Annotated in this window: 13 protein-coding genes; 6 read left to right on the forward strand and 7 right to left on the reverse strand. The window is 65.6% G+C overall.

Features of this window, described 5'->3' with window-relative positions; genetic code table 11:
* Window positions 1-173 precede the first annotated feature (173 nt).
* Entirely contained in the window at window positions 174-1,115 is a 942-nt protein-coding gene (locus QOU61_RS17320) for an acetamidase/formamidase family protein (protein WP_289660848.1), read from the reverse strand.
* Between the two features lie 164 nt (window positions 1,116-1,279).
* Here QOU61_RS17320 and QOU61_RS17325 point away from each other — a divergent pair, with 164 nt between their 5' ends.
* The 3 genes from QOU61_RS17325 (at window position 1,280) to QOU61_RS17335 (ending at window position 4,152) form a co-directional block, all read left to right on the forward strand.
* Window positions 1,280-2,089, forward strand: a complete 810-nt coding sequence (locus QOU61_RS17325) for a YdcF family protein (RefSeq protein WP_289660850.1) — start codon at window positions 1,280-1,282, stop codon at window positions 2,087-2,089.
* Window positions 2,090-2,161: 72 nt separating this feature from the next.
* Entirely contained in the window at window positions 2,162-2,944 is a 783-nt protein-coding gene (locus tag QOU61_RS17330) for a DUF169 domain-containing protein (RefSeq protein ID WP_289660852.1), read from the forward strand.
* A gap of 26 nt (window positions 2,945-2,970) precedes the next feature.
* Window positions 2,971-4,152, forward strand: coding sequence for a saccharopine dehydrogenase family protein (locus QOU61_RS17335; RefSeq protein WP_289660854.1), 1,182 nt, complete (start codon window positions 2,971-2,973; stop codon window positions 4,150-4,152).
* Here QOU61_RS17335 and QOU61_RS17340 read toward each other — a convergent pair.
* The gene (locus QOU61_RS17340) at window positions 4,103-5,344 is read right to left on the reverse strand and encodes an FAD-dependent oxidoreductase (protein ID WP_289660856.1); all 1,242 of its coding nucleotides are present in this window, start codon (window positions 5,342-5,344) and stop codon (window positions 4,103-4,105) included. The genes QOU61_RS17335 and QOU61_RS17340 overlap by 50 nt on opposite strands.
* Window positions 5,345-5,467: 123 nt before the next feature.
* Between QOU61_RS17340 and QOU61_RS17345 the strand changes: the two genes are divergently transcribed.
* Complete coding sequence (locus QOU61_RS17345) at window positions 5,468-5,962, forward strand: MarR family winged helix-turn-helix transcriptional regulator (protein ID WP_289661570.1); 495 nt, start codon at window positions 5,468-5,470, stop codon at window positions 5,960-5,962.
* On the opposite strand, the gene QOU61_RS17350 is transcribed toward QOU61_RS17345, so the two are convergent.
* From QOU61_RS17350 to QOU61_RS17360, 3 genes are all read right to left on the reverse strand, one after another.
* Window positions 5,904-7,196 carry an O-antigen ligase family protein gene (locus QOU61_RS17350; RefSeq protein WP_289660858.1) on the reverse strand — a complete coding sequence of 431 codons (1,293 nt, stop codon included), beginning with the start codon at window positions 7,194-7,196 and terminating at the stop codon, window positions 5,904-5,906. The two genes, QOU61_RS17345 and QOU61_RS17350, sit on opposite strands and share 59 nt — an antisense overlap.
* 52 nt (window positions 7,197-7,248) lie before the next feature.
* A complete protein-coding gene (locus tag QOU61_RS17355; RefSeq protein WP_289661572.1) occupies window positions 7,249-8,775 on the reverse strand; it encodes an undecaprenyl-phosphate glucose phosphotransferase in 1,527 nt (508 codons plus the stop codon).
* A 175-nt stretch (window positions 8,776-8,950) separates the two neighbouring features.
* Window positions 8,951-10,081, reverse strand: a complete 1,131-nt coding sequence (locus QOU61_RS17360) for a glycosyltransferase family 4 protein (RefSeq protein ID WP_289660860.1) — start codon at window positions 10,079-10,081, stop codon at window positions 8,951-8,953.
* 297 nt (window positions 10,082-10,378) lie between these two features.
* On the opposite strand from QOU61_RS17360, the gene QOU61_RS17365 reads away from it, so the two are divergent.
* Window positions 10,379-12,601 (forward strand): GumC family protein, encoded by a 2,223-nt coding sequence (locus QOU61_RS17365; RefSeq protein WP_289661574.1) that lies wholly within the window; start codon window positions 10,379-10,381, stop codon window positions 12,599-12,601.
* 4 nt (window positions 12,602-12,605) lie between these two features.
* Here QOU61_RS17365 and QOU61_RS17370 read toward each other — a convergent pair whose 3' ends face one another.
* On the reverse strand, window positions 12,606-13,793 hold the full coding sequence (locus tag QOU61_RS17370; RefSeq protein ID WP_289660862.1) for a GNAT family N-acetyltransferase: 1,188 nt from the start codon (window positions 13,791-13,793) through the stop codon (window positions 12,606-12,608).
* 126 nt (window positions 13,794-13,919) lie between these two features.
* Between QOU61_RS17370 and QOU61_RS17375 the strand changes: the two genes are divergently transcribed.
* Window positions 13,920-14,963 carry a polysaccharide deacetylase family protein gene (locus QOU61_RS17375; RefSeq protein ID WP_289660864.1) on the forward strand — a complete coding sequence of 348 codons (1,044 nt, stop codon included), beginning with the start codon at window positions 13,920-13,922 and terminating at the stop codon, window positions 14,961-14,963.
* A 1-nt stretch (window position 14,964) separates the two neighbouring features.
* Here the strand turns inward: QOU61_RS17375 and QOU61_RS17380 are convergent, their stop codons facing one another.
* Window positions 14,965-15,174: a DUF2842 domain-containing protein gene (locus tag QOU61_RS17380; protein WP_289660866.1), complete on the reverse strand. Its 210-nt coding sequence runs from the start codon at window positions 15,172-15,174 to the stop codon at window positions 14,965-14,967.
* Window positions 15,175-15,305: the final 131 nt, after the last annotated feature.

The raw sequence follows: 15,305 nt of genomic DNA on the forward strand, positions 1-15,305 counted from the left end.
GCCGCGGACAAACGCCCGCCCGCCATCCATAAAGGGCGATTGAAATGGATTAGTGACAGTTGCGTGACGGGCATTTTGCACGGTTGCACGGCGGGCATGACCCCCGCCGGGCGCAGACACGGGATGCGGCAGGCTGACGCGCGAGGAGGGCGGAGCCGTCTCGCCGGACCGGCTCAGCCGTGCACGATGTTCTTGGCGATCATGCAGTGGATGCCCTTGGAGCCGTTCACGGTCTGCGTCACCCGCAGGTCGGCGGCGAGGCTGCAGAGCGTATAGGCGTCCTCGCGCGACAGGTTGCGCTTTTCGCCGAGCAGCACGATCATGTCGCGCAGCGCCCGCACCACGCATTGGTCGAGGTCGGGGTCCATCGCCATGGTCATGAAGTGATCGGGCGTCTCGGCGCGGGGATAGGCGAGCCGCAGATCCTTGCGCAGCGTCAACCGGAAGCGGCCCTGAAGTGCAGTCTCGATCGCGGTGACGCAGACCTCGCCGTCGCCCTGCACGCCGTGCCCGTCGCCGCAGGAGAACAGCGCGCCCGGTACGAACACCGGCAGATAGAGTTTGGCTCCCGCGCCGAGCTCCTTGTTGTCGAGATTGCCGCCCATCGCGCGCGGGATCAGCGAGGTGATGCGGCCCCAGGCCGGCGGCGGCGCCACGCCCATGACCCCGAAGAACGGCTTCAAGGGCAGGTCAAGCCCCCAGGGCAGGCGGCCGACCATGCGGCTGAGATCGAGCGGGATGTTGAGCAGCCGCGGCTCGTGGAAATCGTCGGGCAGGGTGCCGGCGAGGGGACGGATCAGGTTGTAGCCCCAGTCCTGCCGCAGCTTCACATCGAGGATGTCGACTTCCAGCACGTCGCCGGGTTGCGCATCCCGAACAGCAACGGGCCCGGTGAGGATATGGCCGGGCACCATCCGCTCGTTCTTCGCATGCACCTCGAAAAGCTCGGGCGGGACGTGAAATTTCGTTTTGTCGGGCACGACGTCCGGACCGCCCGAGATGGTGTCGACGGTGACCTCGTCGCCGCTTTCGATGGTCAGGACGGGCTTGAGCCTGGCCTCGAAGAATCCCCAGTGACAGGTCTCGGGGCTTGAATGCAGATGATGGTAGGCCATGGGCAGCACTTCCCGTGTCTTTCAGATTCCTCGCCATTGCCGGGCTCGACCCGACAATCCATCATTCTTGATCAAATCTTCGCCTGAAGAAAGATGGATACGCGGATCAAGCCCGCGTATGACGAAGGGCCGTATGCCGCAACCGACGTTGGAAAGAGCCCTCTTTGTTTTTCGTCTTGTCGAAGACGCTCGGCGTCATCCTGGTGCCGACGAATTTCCTGATCTTGCTGGGCCTTGTGGGCGTGCTGCTGCTGGCGACACGCCGCGCCTCGCTGGGGCGTAAATGCCTTGTCGTGTCGATCGTGATGCTTGGCATTTGCGGATTTTCCCCGCTCGGCAACATCCTGATCTATCCGCTGGAGCAGCGGTTCCCGGTCTGGGATCCGGCGAAAGGCGCACCCGACGGCATCATCGTGCTCGGCGGACCGGTCGACGCGGATGTCTCGGTCGCCCGCGGCACGCCGGTGATCAGGTTCGCGCCCGACCGCATGTTTGCCGCCGCCGTGCTGGCGCGGCGCTACCCCAATGCCCGCATCGTCTACACCGGCGGCAGCGCCAACCTGATCTCCAACGATGCCCGCGAGGCCGATTTCGCCGGCGAGCTGCTTGCCGATCTCGGTATCGACCGCGCGCGGCTGATCATGGAGCGGCGCTCGCGCAACACCCACGAAAACGCGGTGTTCACGAAGACACTGGTCGATCCCAGGCCAGGCGAGCGCTGGCTGCTGGTGACCTCGGCCTTTCACATGCCGCGCTCGGTCGGTCTGTTCCGCAAGGCGGGGTTTGCGGTCGAGCCCTATCCGGTGGACTGGCATATCGGCAGCCGCGCCGATCTCTTCAATTTCTCGCTCAGTGCTGGCAATGGTCTGGCGCAGACCGATACCGCCGCACGCGAATGGCTGGGGCTCATCGCCTATCGCCTCAGCGGCCGGATCGACGACTGGTTTCCGGGACCGGAAGGACGATCGAGATAGCCACTTTTCCGGATGATGTGCCAAATTCCTGATAATACGCTGTATCGACACCGTCATTGGGAGAGAGATGCCATGCAGCAGACCGCGCCCGAGCAATTCGATCTGGCCGGCATGGTGGCCGATCTCAACACGCTGCTTCGCCTGAAGACGACGATCATCGGCATGAAGCTGTTTGCAACCGTCGAGGAAATGGCCGCGATCCCCAAGATCAGGCGCCCGAGCGCGGTCCACACCACCGACCAGATCGTCAGCATGGCCTCGCGGCTCGGCTGGACCGTCGGCATCACCGCCGACGACCTTGTCGGTGCGCAATGCCGCGCCGTGGTTGGCCTCGGGCCGCAGGACGACAAATGGCTTGCGGGCGAGAACTATGTCGGGGTCTGGCACGGCACTGCGGAGGACGCGCGCAAGCGCCAGGAGGCGCTCGACGTGGTTCCATACGGTCAATATCAGGCGCTCGCGGTGAGCCCGCTGACCAGCGGACGGCTCAATCCGCCGGACGTCTGCCTCGTCTATGCGACGCCCGGGCAGATGATCATCCTGATCAACGGCCTGCAATATACCGGCTACCGGAAATTCGAGTGGAGCGTGGTCGGCGAAACCGCTTGCGCCGATTCCTGGGGCCGGGCATTGAAGACCGGTGAGCCCTCGCTGTCCTTGCCCTGCTTTGCCGAACGGCGCTATGGCGGCGTACCCGACGAGGAAATGCTGATGGCGCTGCCGCCGTCCTATCTCGCCAAGGCGATAACAGGCATGAAGCAGCTTGCCAAAAACGGCCTGCGCTATCCGATCGCACCCTACGGCATCCAGGCCGACGTGCGCGCGGGCATGGGCGTGTCGTATGGGAAGAAGTGATCCGCGCCGTCCCTTGAGGAACTGAAATGAACGCTTCGCCGAAATTCGACATCATCGTCTATGGCGCGACCGGCTTCACCGGCCGGCTCGTCGCCGAATATCTCGCGGCTCATTACCGCAACGACAAGGCGCTCAAATGGGCGATGGCCGGCCGCAGCCTCGATAAGCTGAAATCAGTCCGCGACGAGATCGGTGCGCCCGCGGACACGCCGCTGGTCGTTGCCGACGCCAGCGATCCCGCCTCGTTGCAAGCCATGATCGGCCAGACCAAATCCGTGATCACCACGGTTGGTCCCTACCAGCTCTACGGCAACGAACTCGTCGCGGCCTGCGCTGCGTCAGGCACCGACTATTTCGATCTCTGCGGCGAGCCGGTTTGGATGCACCAGATGATCGGCAAGCACGAGGCGGCCGCAAAAGCGAGCGGCGCGCGCATCATCTTCTCCTGCGGCTTCGATTCCATCCCGTTCGAGCTCGGCGCTTTCTTCGTGCAGGAAGAAGCCAAACGGGCGTTCGGCGCGCCTGCCGCCCGCGTCAAGGGCCGTGTGCGCGACATGCGCGGCACGCTCTCCGGCGGCACCGCGGCGAGCGCGCGCGCGCAGTTCGAGGCTGTGGCCAAGGATCTCAGCCTGGTCGCCATCCTCAACGATCCGTTTGCGCTGACCCCGGGTTTCAGTGGCGCCAAGCAGCCGAAGGGCAACCGGCCTGTTTACGAGGAAGACCTGCAATCCTGGGCCGCGCCCTTCATGATGGCGCTGATCAACACGCGCAACGTCCACCGCTCCAACATGCTGATGGGCTTTCCGTATGGTCGCGAGTTCGTCTATGACGAGATGGTGCTGACCGGTCCGGGCGAGAAGGGCGAGGCGAACGCCAAGCGCGTGATGGCGGCCAATGCCGAGAAGACCGGCCCGAACGCGCCGAAGCCGGGCGAGGGGCCCTCCAAGGAGGAGCGCGAGAACGGCCGCTTCGATCTGCTCTATGTCGCGATCGCGCCCGACGGCCGGCAGGTTCGCGCCGGCGTGACCGGCGACCGCGATCCCGGCTATGGCTCGACCTCGAAGATGATTTCCGAATGCGCGATCTGCCTGTTGCGCGATACGCCGGACGTCAAGGGCGGGTTCTGGACGCCCGGCGCAGCCATGCAGCACAAGCTGATCAGGCGGCTAGTGGATCACGCCGGGTTGACGTTCGAGGTCGAGACGTAGGCTCGCATGGATTGTAGGCGTACATGAAATCCATGCCGCGTGACGTGAGCGGTAACAGCAGCGTCAGCATGCGGTCGCGAATCCATGCGCCGGTCGGACTGAATTCGCGCTTGGTGCTGCCGTTGCGCCGGGCGATGGCCACGATACGCTCGGCGCGCGGCCGGCGCTCTGCTTCAAAGCGCTCGAACGTGGTCTGAAGCTCCTCGTCCTCGCGCATCAGAAGCGACAGCCGCATGGCGTCTTCAAGCGCGAGGGAGGCGCCCTGGCCGGCGTGGGGGCTCGTGGCGTGCGCAGCGTCGCCGATCAGAAGCGTGCGGCCGCGCGACCAGGTCGGCAGGGTCGCAACATCGAGCGTGTCGGTCACCACGATGTTTTCGGCCGCATCGATGATGCGCGGGATCGGATCGCGCCAGCCCTGGTGAAAGTCGCGCAGGTGCTGCTTCAGTCTTTGGTCGCCCATGGCGCGAAAGGTCGCAGCATCGATGCCGTGCGACGGCTGCGTGCTCCACCACATCGCGCCCTGCGCGGGATCGGGGCTGCAGAAGCCATAGCCGAAGAATCCGCTCTGCCCGAACGTCGCCTCGATGAGCGGACCGATCCCCGCATTCTCCAGCAGCGACCGCGGCACGAAGCCGCCAATACCCACCAGACCGGTATCGAAGGGGCGTGGTCCGTCGGGGTTCACGTGTTGCCGCACCACCGAATGCACGCCGTCGGCGCCGATCAGGAAATCGCCTTCGGCGGTGGACCCGTCGGTGAAGGTCGCGACGATGGGCCTATCGGCGCGGTCCTCGATCCGCGCCAGACGCTTCTCGAAATGCACCTCGACGCAGGACGACCAGGCCTTGTCCACGAGCGCCTCGTTCAGCGTCGCGCGCCTCATGTTGACCGCCGGCTGACCGAACCGCGCCTTCATGTTGCGGTGGATCGAGCCGAGCCGCGCCCCGTTTTGGGAGTAGAAGTCGAACGCATCGGCCACCTCGCCGCTGCGAATGAGTTCGGAAGCCAGGCCGATCTCGGCAAGCACATGCATGCCGTTCGGCGCGATCTGCAGGCCGCCGCCGATGCCGGTCGAATAGGACCAGCCCTCGTAGATCGCGGCGTCGATGCCGGCTCTCTTCAACAGGATCGCGGCGACAGGGCCAGCGATGCCGGCGCCGATGATGATCGCTTTGCGGGGTCGTCGGGTCATGGCATGCTCCAGACTCGTAAAGGGGTTGAAAATCCCAGCCGCTTATTATCTTAGTATCTAAGATATTAGACGACTAAGACAAAAGGACTTGCCTTGTCAAGAGCGAAATCGCGCGCTGCGCTGATGCAGGAACTGGAACACGCAATTCGGCGCGCCTCTGGAATGGGCGCGATCTTCGGCCAGGCTGTTGCCGACTACGCCGGCATCTCGAGCTCAGACCTCGAATGCCTGGATTTTCTCACGCTGGAAGGCCGCGCGACCGCGGGAAGGCTTGCGGAGGTGACCGGATTGACCACGGGGGCCATCACCGGCGTCGTGGACCGGCTCGAGAAGGCCGGCTTCGTGCAGCGCGAGCGCGACGACAAGGATCGCCGCAAGGTGTTCATATCCATCGTTCCCGAGAATGTCGCAAAGGTCGGGAAACTCTACGAGCACATGCAACAGGGGATGCTGAAGAACTGGGGGGCCTATTCCGATGATGAATTGCGGCTGCTGCTGCGGTTCGCCTCCCAGAGCTATGAGACGATGCTGGCGGCGGCCGAGGAGCTCAAGGCAATGATCAGCGAGGCATCCGCTCGGAAGAGCGCGGCGGCTGCGAAAACACGGCGAGCACGTTAGGCGGCTCCGCGACGGCCTTGTAGGCCTGGGCGGCGGCGAGCATGCCCCACATCGCCCCCAGCATCATCCAGAAGTGCCGCCAGTGGTCGCTGTCGATCACGAAGCTTTCGCCGACCGTGCCGAGGAAAGCCGCGAACACGGCGAGGTAGGTCCGCTGCCAGGGCACGCGAACGAACAGGTGGCGGAAGCCGAGCACCACGGTCAGGAACACCAGCGCGGGATAGCAGATCCCGGAAATCCACCCGCCCGACATGAAGGCGTTGAGGTAGGAGTTGTGGGTGTCCTCGGGGAAGTAGCGATGGAACTGCAGCGGACCGATGCCGAACGGCAGGTCCAGCGCCATGTCGGCGCCGAGGATGTGGCGGCCGAAACGGCCGAAGCGGCCGGTGTCGTAGCTCTGATCGAAGCTTGCCCGCTGCTTGAACATGTCGGCGACGGAATCGAGCGACAGCAGCACCGCGATCAGCGCCGCGACCGCGAACACCGCGACCAAAGCGGTCATGATGATGCGCGATCGCTCGCGGCCGGAGCGGCTGGTCAAGACCATCAGCGCCAGCATGAAGGCCGCCGTGACGATGAGGCCGCCCCATGCGGCGCGGGAGAAGGCGAGCAGCAGCGCCAGCGCCATTGACGCCAGCGCGACGGTGGCGCGGAGCGCCTTGCCGAACGGCGCGGTGACCACGTCCTGCAGCACGAACAGCGACGGCAGGATCAGGAACGCGCCGAGCACGTTGGGGTCCTTGAAGGTGCCGCGGGCGCGTTCGTACAGCGTCAACAGGTCATGCCCGCCGGGCACGAGGTTGAAATAGCCGCCGATCGCCGCGAGCGAGGCGATCATTGCCCCGGTCACCAGGCCACGGCGCAGCATCGCGAGCCGCGCCTCGGTGTCCTCAGCAATCACCATGGCGAGGAACACCACGGTCACCGCCATGTACCAGGACGTGACGACCCAGCTTGCGACTTCGGGCTGGGCGAGCAGGGGGATGGCGCCGATGCTGTAGCCGATATTGAGCGTCGCGAGCAGCAGCACCAGCGGCATGAATGCGAGCCGCAGCCGCAAGCCCGTCGCGAAGAACACGACGATGGCCACAGTCGTCACGAGCTCGTACGGGCTCGGCTCGATGAAGACGATGGCGCTGGAGGCCGCGATCAGCCACACCAGCGCGCGCTGCAGCGCCAGCACGCCGGGCGCAGCAGAGGCAGGGTAGCTTCCGGCTGTCGCCGCATACGCCATCGCATACTCGCAAACTTACGCAACACAACGCGAACCCGCCGCGCGCCAACGCTCAGTAGGCGTTCTCGCTCTCGGTCATCAGAGCCATCGGCGTCTTCAGGAGAATGTAGAGATCGAACAGCACCGACCAGTTCTCGATGTAGTAGAGATCGAACTCGACGCGCTTCTGGATCTTTTCCTCGTTGTCGATCTCGCCGCGCCAGCCGTTGATCTGCGCCCAGCCCGTGATGCCGGGCTTGACGCGGTGCCGCGCGAAATAGCCGTCCACCGCCTCGTCGAACAGCCGGCTCTGCAGCTTGCCCTGCACGGCGTGCGGGCGCGGGCCGACCAGCGACAGGTTGCTCTTGAACACCACGTTGAAGAGCTGCGGCAATTCGTCGAGGCTGGTCTTGCGGATGAAGCGACCGACACGCGTGACGCGCGGATCGTTTCTGGTCACCACCTTCGACGCGTTCGGGTCGGCCTGGTGGTGATAGAGCGAGCGGAACTTGAAGACGTCGATGCGCTCGTTGTTGAAGCCGAAACGCTTCTGGCGGAACAGCACCGGTCCCGGACTGTCGAGCTTGATCGCCAGCGCGACCAGCGCCATCACGGGCAGCGCCATCAGCAGGATGGCCGCGCCGACCAGATGGTCGAACAGCCATTTCATCACCAGATCCCAGTCGGTGATCGGCGCCTCGAACACGTCGAGGGTGGGCACCTCGCCGAGATAGGAATAGGAGCGGGGACGGAAGCGCAGCTTGTTGGTGTGGGCGGAAAGCCGGATGTCGACCGGCAGCACCCACAGCTTCTTCAGCATTTCGAGGATGCGCGTCTCGGCCGAGATCGGCAGCGCGAACAGCACAAGATCGACGCGGGTGCGGCGGGCAAACTCGACGATGTCGTCGACCTTGCCGAGCTTGGGGCTGCCGGCGCAGGTCTCGAGCGCGCGGCTGTCGTTGCGGTCGTCGAACACGCCGAGCACGGCGATGTCGGAATCCTCCTGCGCCTTCAGCGCTTTCACCAGTTCCTCGCCGCTGCGGTCGGAGCCGACGATGATGGTGCGGCGATCGAGCCGGCCCTGGCGCGCCCAGCGGCGTACCATCGCGCGTAAAAACAGCCGTCCCGCGATCAGCGTGGCGAGACCGATGACGAAGAAGGCGGCGAGCCACAGCCGCGAGACCTCGCCGCCGAGCTTGGCGAGGAACGACACCCCGGTGAACAGCAGGAAGACAAAGGTCCAGGACGAAATCATCCGGCTCATCTGCCGAAGCTGACCGCGGAACACCTGGACCTGGTAGATATCAGCCGCCTGGAAGCAGATCACCGTGCTTGCCGTCATCCCGATGATCGAGGCGGCGTATTCCCAGTGGAAGCCGGAAAGCGGCACGACATAGCCGACATAGAGCGCCATGCCGACGACGCTCAGGACGACGAAGTCGGCGAGGCGGACGAAGCCCGCGATCACGATCGGCGAATAGGCGCGCGCAACGCGCTGGTTGGTGACCGCCAATGCCGCGGGCGACAGCCGCCGGCGGCGTTCGACCCGCGGCCGGGAAGGCGTCGCCGTCGCCACCGCATTCGCGGCGGCATCGAGCATCGAGCGAGCGTTGATTGGTTCCACGTGTCCCTTCCGTTCTTTGCCGCACATGTGGGAATGCGTGCGCGGCCGCGGAATTGCCCCGTCATCGGCTTAGAGGACAAATCGGAAGAAAGGGTTACGTTGGTAAATGACGGTTAACGACCGGCAAATGTCGCGTGTGCGGCGCGTTCTTCTATCGCTGCGCGAACGCCTCGCGGTAGGCGGCGAGCACGCCCTCGACCATCGCCTTCTGCGAGAAGTGCAGGAAGATGCGCTCGCGCAGCGATCTGGCGCGCTCGCGCGCCGCCTCGGGATTCTCCATGGCGATTTCGATCGCGTCCGCCATGGCGCCGGCGATCCCGGGCGCGAACAGCGCCTCGGTCTGGGTTCCGAAGATCTCGGGGATGCCGCCGATCTTGGCGGCGACCATGGGAACGCCGGCCGCGCCTGCCTCGATCACGACATAGGGCATGGAGTCGCCCCGCGAGGGCACAACCAGCAGCCGGCCCTTGGAAAAGCCGTGGCGCGGCTTGACGTGGCCGATGAAGCGAACGGCTTCGGCGAGGCCCAACCGTGCGACCTGCGCCTTCAGGGCCTCGGTCTCCTCGCCGTCGCCGGCGAGCGTCAGCGTGACCGGCTTGCCGTCGGCATGCAGCCGAGCCACCGCATCGATCAGGAGGTCCGTCCCCTTGATGTGCCTGAATTCACCGACATAGACCACATCGGTGGCGTCCTGCGCCGGTGTGATGGGATCGAATTCATTGGCGGTGACGCCGTTGAACACGCAGCGCACGAGGCCGTTGGGGGTGCCGATGGTGCGCAGAAGGGTGTCGCGCGCAAACACGCTTTCGAACAGGAACAGGTCGGTGTTGTTGATCAGCGTCCGCTCGAGACGGCTGTAGATCTGCCCCTTCACCGTGTTGGGCGGATAGTGCAGCGATCCGCCGTGCGGCGTGTAGACCCGGATGGTGTCCTTGGACGCGCCGCGCAGGCGGATGAAGGCGCCGGCCTTGGCGCCGTGGCCGTGCAGGACATCCGGCCTCAGCCGCCGGATCAGGCGCTGGAAGCGCAGCCAGACCAGCACGTCCGTGGGCCAGGGTTCGCGATGGATCGCAAGCCTGTGCACGCCGAGTTTCATGCGCGGCGCGATTTCCTCAAGCGCCGCTTGCGCGCGTTCGCCGCCGGTCAGGCTGTCGGCGACGATGCCGACCTGGTGGCCGCGCTCCGCCTGGCCGCCGGCGATGTCGAGGACATGACGAAATATCCCGCCAACCGGCGCGCGCACCGCATGGAGAATACGAAGCGGCTGGTCCGGTGCAGGCATGGATCAAGGCCGGCGATCGCCAGCCATTGCAGCCGGCACGGCTGCCCGCGCGCGGCCCGGCAAGGCCGGCGCAGCAAGCAGGCAGTAGGGAATGGCGCGCACGCCCGGCATTGACCGATCCATTGGAAAATCCTGATTCCGATTAAGGACTTTCATGGTTAACAAAACATGACCTTTGCCGTCAGGGAAGCGCAATTCTGGCCGTCAAAAGCCCGCTCAATTAACCAGCCGGCAACCTTAATGGAGTGTAGTCGCGGGCAGGCGAGGTGGAGTCGTGGGCGTCCGTGGGAGTGTGTGATGCGTCTAGCGTTGTGGCGTAAGGCTGACGGCGTGACGGTCGACAAGGCCGCTGCACCGTCCGCGCCCGCGGCGCGGCCGGTTGCGGCGGCTCCTTCCGGTGATATCGACCTGCACGCCCTTGGCGATGCGTTGATGCGCCACCGGCGCTGGATCATCCTCCCGGCGGCCTTCGTCTTTGTGCTGTCGCTTCTCGCGGTCAATCTGGTGACGCCCCGCTACAAGTCCGAGGCACGGATCCTGGTCGACGGGCGCGAGAACGTGTTCCTGCGGCCGAACGGCGATCGCAGCGAAGAGCGCGCCGCGCTCGATGCGGAGGCCGTGACCAGCCAGGTGCAGCTTCTGCTGTCGCGCGAGCTCGCGCGCGAGGTCATCAAGAAGAACAAGCTGGCCGAGCGTCCCGAATTCGATCCCGTGCTGCAGGGCTTCTCGCCGCTGAAGTCGCTGCTGGCGCTGTTCGGGATCGGTCGCGACCCGTTCTCGATGACTCCCGAGGAGCGGGTGCTGGAGTCCTATTTCGATCGTCTGACCGCCTATGCGGTGGACAAGTCCCGCGTCATCGTCGTCGAGTTCCAGTCCCGCGATTCCGAGCTTGCGGCGCGCGTCGCCAACTCGATCGCCGAAGGCTACCTGGTGCTGCAGCAAAGCGCGCGGCAGGAGCAGGCGAAATCGGCGAGCCAGTGGCTCGCGGGCGAGATCGACAGTCTGCGCAACAAGGTGTCGGAAGCGGAATCCCGCGTCGAGGATTTCCGCTCCAAGTCGAGCCTGTTCATCGGCACCAACAATACCACGCTCTCCAATCAGCAGATGGGTGAACTCAACACCCAATTGAACAACGCCCGCGCGTTGAAATCCGATGCCGAGAGCAAGGCGCGCCTGATCCGCGAGATGCTGCAAGGCGGCAGGCCGATCGAAGCCTCCGAAGTGCTCAATTCCGAATTGATGCGGCGGCTATCGGAGCAGCGCGTGACGCTGCGCGCGCAGCTTGCCGAGCAGTCGTCGACCCTGCTCGACAATCACCCTCGGATCAAGGAATTGAAGGCGCAACTCGCCGATCTCGATCGCCAGATCAGGGACGAGGCGGGCAAGATCTCGCGCTCGCTCGACAACGATGCGCGCATCGCCGGCGGCCGGGTCGAAGGTCTCACCGCGAGCCTCGAACAGCTGAAGAAGCAGGCCTCGTCCTCCAACGGTCAGGACGTGCAGCTCCGTGCGCTGGAACGCGAAGCCAAGGCGCAGCGCGACCTCCTGGAATCGTATCTGGCGAAGTATCGCGAGGCGACCACGCGCGAGAATATCGACGCGGCGCCGGCCGACAGCCGGATCATCTCGCGCGCCATCGTGTCCAACACCCCGGCCTATCCGAAGAAGCTCCCGATCGTCCTGATCGCGACCCTGGCGATGCTGCTGCTGTCGACCAGCGTGATCGTCACCGGTGAGCTCCTGCGCATGACCGCGCCGCGCGCCGTGGCCGCGTTCGTGTCGCAGGCCGCCTCGATCGGCGTGCCGATCCCGGCACGTCGGTCCGCCGCGGAGGCCGATCCGCTCGCCGAGCCCGTCGACGCCGGCGTTGTGGAAGCCGCCGCAGCAGAGCCCGAGCGCAGCGATGCCGCGCAGACCGTGCTTGGCGAAATCGAGCAGCTTGCAGCCGCCCTGCGCGAGGCGGGAGCGGCGGCGCACAAGATCACCGTGCTCGGCACCGCCGCCGGCGACAGCGTGACGCTGACGGTGCTGACGCTCGCCCGCCTGCTGGCGCGCGAAGCGCGGGTCGTGGTCGTCGACCTCGCGGCATCCTCGCCGACGATGCTGGCCGTCTCTGCCGATCCGACCGTGCCCGGCCTTGCCGAGATGATGCAGGGCGCGGCGTCGTTCTCGCAGATCATCACCAAGGATCGCCTGTCGCGCGTGCACCTCGTCAATGCGGGCCGACCCGGCTTCGACCGCAGCCTTTTGCAGTCGCCGCGGCTGTCGCTGGCGATCGATGCTCTGTTGCGGGTCTATGACCATGTGCTGCTCGATGCCGGGGCGGCATCCGACCTGCCGGCGGAACTGCTCACCGCGAAGGCGCGTGCGGTGGTGGTGCCCGATGCATCGATGCCGCGGGACGCCCGCGCGCAGATGAGCGAGCAGCTCAGGGCTGCCGGCTTCTCTGACGTGACGATGTTGGCCGGTCCGGCGCAGCCGTCCAACGCCCTCGAGGTGGCGCCGCCGCGCGCCGCCTGAGCCGTCAGCGGAAGGTGTGGCGGAGCTTTTGCGCCAGATTGAGCAGCGTCTGGTTGCGCTTCACCATCCGCTTGGTGCGGTTGAGCCCGGACATCGCAGGCGCGGCCAGCCTGCCGCGCAAGGTCAGCGGGATGAAGCTGTCGAAAATCGGCTCGTCGTCCTTGCAGAACATGCGCTTGTAGTCGTCCGAACCGATGCCGAGGTCGAGCGCGCGATAGCCTTGCTCCGCGTGGCGGTCGATGATGCTGCGCATCAGGATCAGTCCCGGGCTGTAGCGCGCGCGCTCTGACAGCGTGTAGGTGTTGAACATCATCGAGAAGCGCGCGCCGTCGGCGACGCCGGCGAATATCGCGATGACCTCCTCGTCGCATTCGAGCGCGTGAATATCGATGGCGCGGCCTCCGCCCGGGAGCGGCGCACGGCAGGCGCCGCGGATGAACTGCTCGACGCCCGGTTCGGCAAAGACGTCGGGAAGCTTCTGCTCTGCCATCCGCAGCGGCTTGACGCGGAAGAACCAGTCGAGCAGCCGGTCGATGTCGGCGTCGCTGCTTGCGACATGGTAGCGGTAACCCGACGCCTGCAGCTTGCGCTCCTTGCCCTTGAGGCGGCGGCGGAACGAGTTGCTGAGCAGATCCGTGGGCGCGGCGCCCGGCGCGATCGCCAGCACCGGGCAGTCATTGACCGATGGCTGCCTCGGCAGCAGCGCAAAGGGATTGAGGACGTCGCGCCAATGCCGCGGCTGCTGCGTCAGCGCCAGCACATCGGCTGCGGATTGCGCCCGCAGCGGCGCGAGCAGGGCGGTGAGGTCGGCAAGCGTCGCCTGCCTGGCGAACTCGGCATCCCACAGCGCCATGTTGAACGTGGTGTGCTTGCCGCCCATGAAGCAGGCGAGGCGGAGGCCATGCCACGCCTCGAGCACCAGCGGCAGCAGCAACAGCGGCCTTCGCTCGCCGTCGCGGGCGACCACGACAAGCGCGGCGGCATTCTCGCGCGCTCCCACTTCGCGGTACCAATGGCTCAGCAGATCGAAGCGCTGATAGGGTGTTGAAAGCTGGCCCTGCGCCTCGAGCTGGCGCCAGGCCGGTTCGGCCGAGGCGAGATCGGGAATGATTTCCACGCTCGCGATGCGGCTGTCGCGCGATCGCGCTGGCGCCTCTGCCGTCCGGCGTTCGATCACGGCCGCCATGGTCATCGCGAAACCTGTTTTGAGGGATTGTTGCTTTTCGCAGCCCGGCCGACCTTTACAAAGAAATGTCAACAAAAAGTAATGACAATGCCGCGGCGGTGGGATGGATTCGCGACAGCAAGGGGCGATTCATTGCCATCCACCGATGCCTTCCTGACGAGCCTGAAACTCGAGTTCGCCTATTGGGCCGGCCGTGCCTGGACCGGCAGCCGCGGAGCGGGTGCGGTCCTGCATTTTGCGCGCGTGCGCCCGCCCGTGGCGGGCGGGTTCCGGCCGTTCCAGGCGCACGAAATCACGCCGCGCTTCCTCGACCGGACCATCCGAGCGCTCAAGCGCTGGAAATACGACATCGTCGACATGGACGAGGTTTGCCGGCGCGCGGTGATCATGCAGGGGCCGCGCCGGTTCGCCTGCCTGACCTTCGATGGCATCTACAAGGACCTGATCGAGCATGCCTATCCGGTGCTGTCGCGCCACGCCGTACCGTTCACGCTCTACGTGCCGACCGCGTTTCCCGACGGCGTCGGCGAGGCCTGGTGGCTCGCGCTGGAGCAGATCATCGCCCGCGAAAGCCGGGTGAGCCTGGTGATCGACCGCATCGAGCGGCACTTCGGTACCCGGACCCTCTCGGAAAAATATGACGCCTATGAGTATCTCGAGAGCTGGATGCGCGCACTGCCGCCGCCGGATCAGTCGGCCGCGATCAAGGATCTGTGCAAGCGGTATTCGGTGGATCTTGCGCGGCTGTCGCGCGAGGTGTCGATGGATTGGGCCGACCTCGCAAGGCTTGGCGCCGATCCCAACGTCACGTTCGGCAGCGCGACGGTGAACTATCCGGTGCTGACGAGCCTGAAGGACGCCGCGGCCCAGCGCGAGATGACGATGGGCAAGGCCGTTGCCGAGACGGCGTTTCGCCGTAACGTCGGGCACTTCGCCTATCCGTTCGGCGACCGCAATTCCTGGCGCAGGGCGCATGTGGTGATGGCCGAGGAAGTCGGCTTTGCCAGCGCCGTGTCGACGATTCCTGGCATTGTCGATGTGGAGGGACGGACCAACCTGCGCGCCTTGCCGCGGATCAGCTGGGACGGGCGGCTGCGTTCGCTGCGCGCCATGCGCGTGCTGCTTTCCGGCGCGATGTTCGATCCGGTCAAGCCGACGCCGAGCAAGCCTATCTAGGCTATTTAGGATCGGGCCGCGCCATCCAGCTCACGATCGGCATGGCCGGCAGCACCCAGCCGAGGCCCGCCACCACATAGAAGATCGCCTGTGCGATCCCGGAACTGGCAAGCAGCGGCATCTGCGCGATCGCCATCCCCAATAGCGACCACACCACGACCAGCACCAGCAGCGCGATGGTTCCAAAGAATTTGCGGGTGCGGATGGCCATGACGATTTGTGCGGTCCCCTGCGGCGGCGCGGCTTGCGCGTTCGGCGAGGCGGACTATAAGGGGCGCGAAAATTCATTCAAGCCAGGGTTTTACGTGCAAGACGCTTCGCAGGTCCGCGCGATCCGCTGGT

Origin of the sequence: Bradyrhizobium sp. NP1 (assembly GCF_030378205.1) — a bacterium.
In the GTDB taxonomy this organism is placed as follows: domain Bacteria; phylum Pseudomonadota; class Alphaproteobacteria; order Rhizobiales; family Xanthobacteraceae; genus Bradyrhizobium.

Bases quoted from the DNA above. Each gene is read 5' to 3' on its own strand.
- QOU61_RS17330 (WP_289660852.1), top strand. From the start codon at position 2,162: ATGCAGCAGACCGCGCCCGAGCAATTCGATCTGGCCGGCATGGTGGCC.
- QOU61_RS17360 (WP_289660860.1), bottom strand. From the start codon at position 10,081: ATGCCTGCACCGGACCAGCCGCTTCGTATTCTCCATGCGGTGCGCGCG.
- QOU61_RS17340 (WP_289660856.1), bottom strand. From the start codon at position 5,344: ATGACCCGACGACCCCGCAAAGCGATCATCATCGGCGCCGGCATCGCT.
- QOU61_RS17335 (WP_289660854.1), top strand. From the start codon at position 2,971: ATGAACGCTTCGCCGAAATTCGACATCATCGTCTATGGCGCGACCGGC.
- QOU61_RS17355 (WP_289661572.1), bottom strand. From the start codon at position 8,775: ATGCTCGATGCCGCCGCGAATGCGGTGGCGACGGCGACGCCTTCCCGG.
- QOU61_RS17345 (WP_289661570.1), top strand. From the start codon at position 5,468: ATGCAGGAACTGGAACACGCAATTCGGCGCGCCTCTGGAATGGGCGCG.
- QOU61_RS17370 (WP_289660862.1), bottom strand. From the start codon at position 13,793: ATGACCATGGCGGCCGTGATCGAACGCCGGACGGCAGAGGCGCCAGCG.
- QOU61_RS17320 (WP_289660848.1), bottom strand. From the start codon at position 1,115: ATGGCCTACCATCATCTGCATTCAAGCCCCGAGACCTGTCACTGGGGA.
- QOU61_RS17365 (WP_289661574.1), top strand. From the start codon at position 10,379: ATGCGTCTAGCGTTGTGGCGTAAGGCTGACGGCGTGACGGTCGACAAG.
- QOU61_RS17350 (WP_289660858.1), bottom strand. From the start codon at position 7,196: ATGGCGTATGCGGCGACAGCCGGAAGCTACCCTGCCTCTGCTGCGCCC.
- QOU61_RS17380 (WP_289660866.1), bottom strand. From the start codon at position 15,174: ATGGCCATCCGCACCCGCAAATTCTTTGGAACCATCGCGCTGCTGGTG.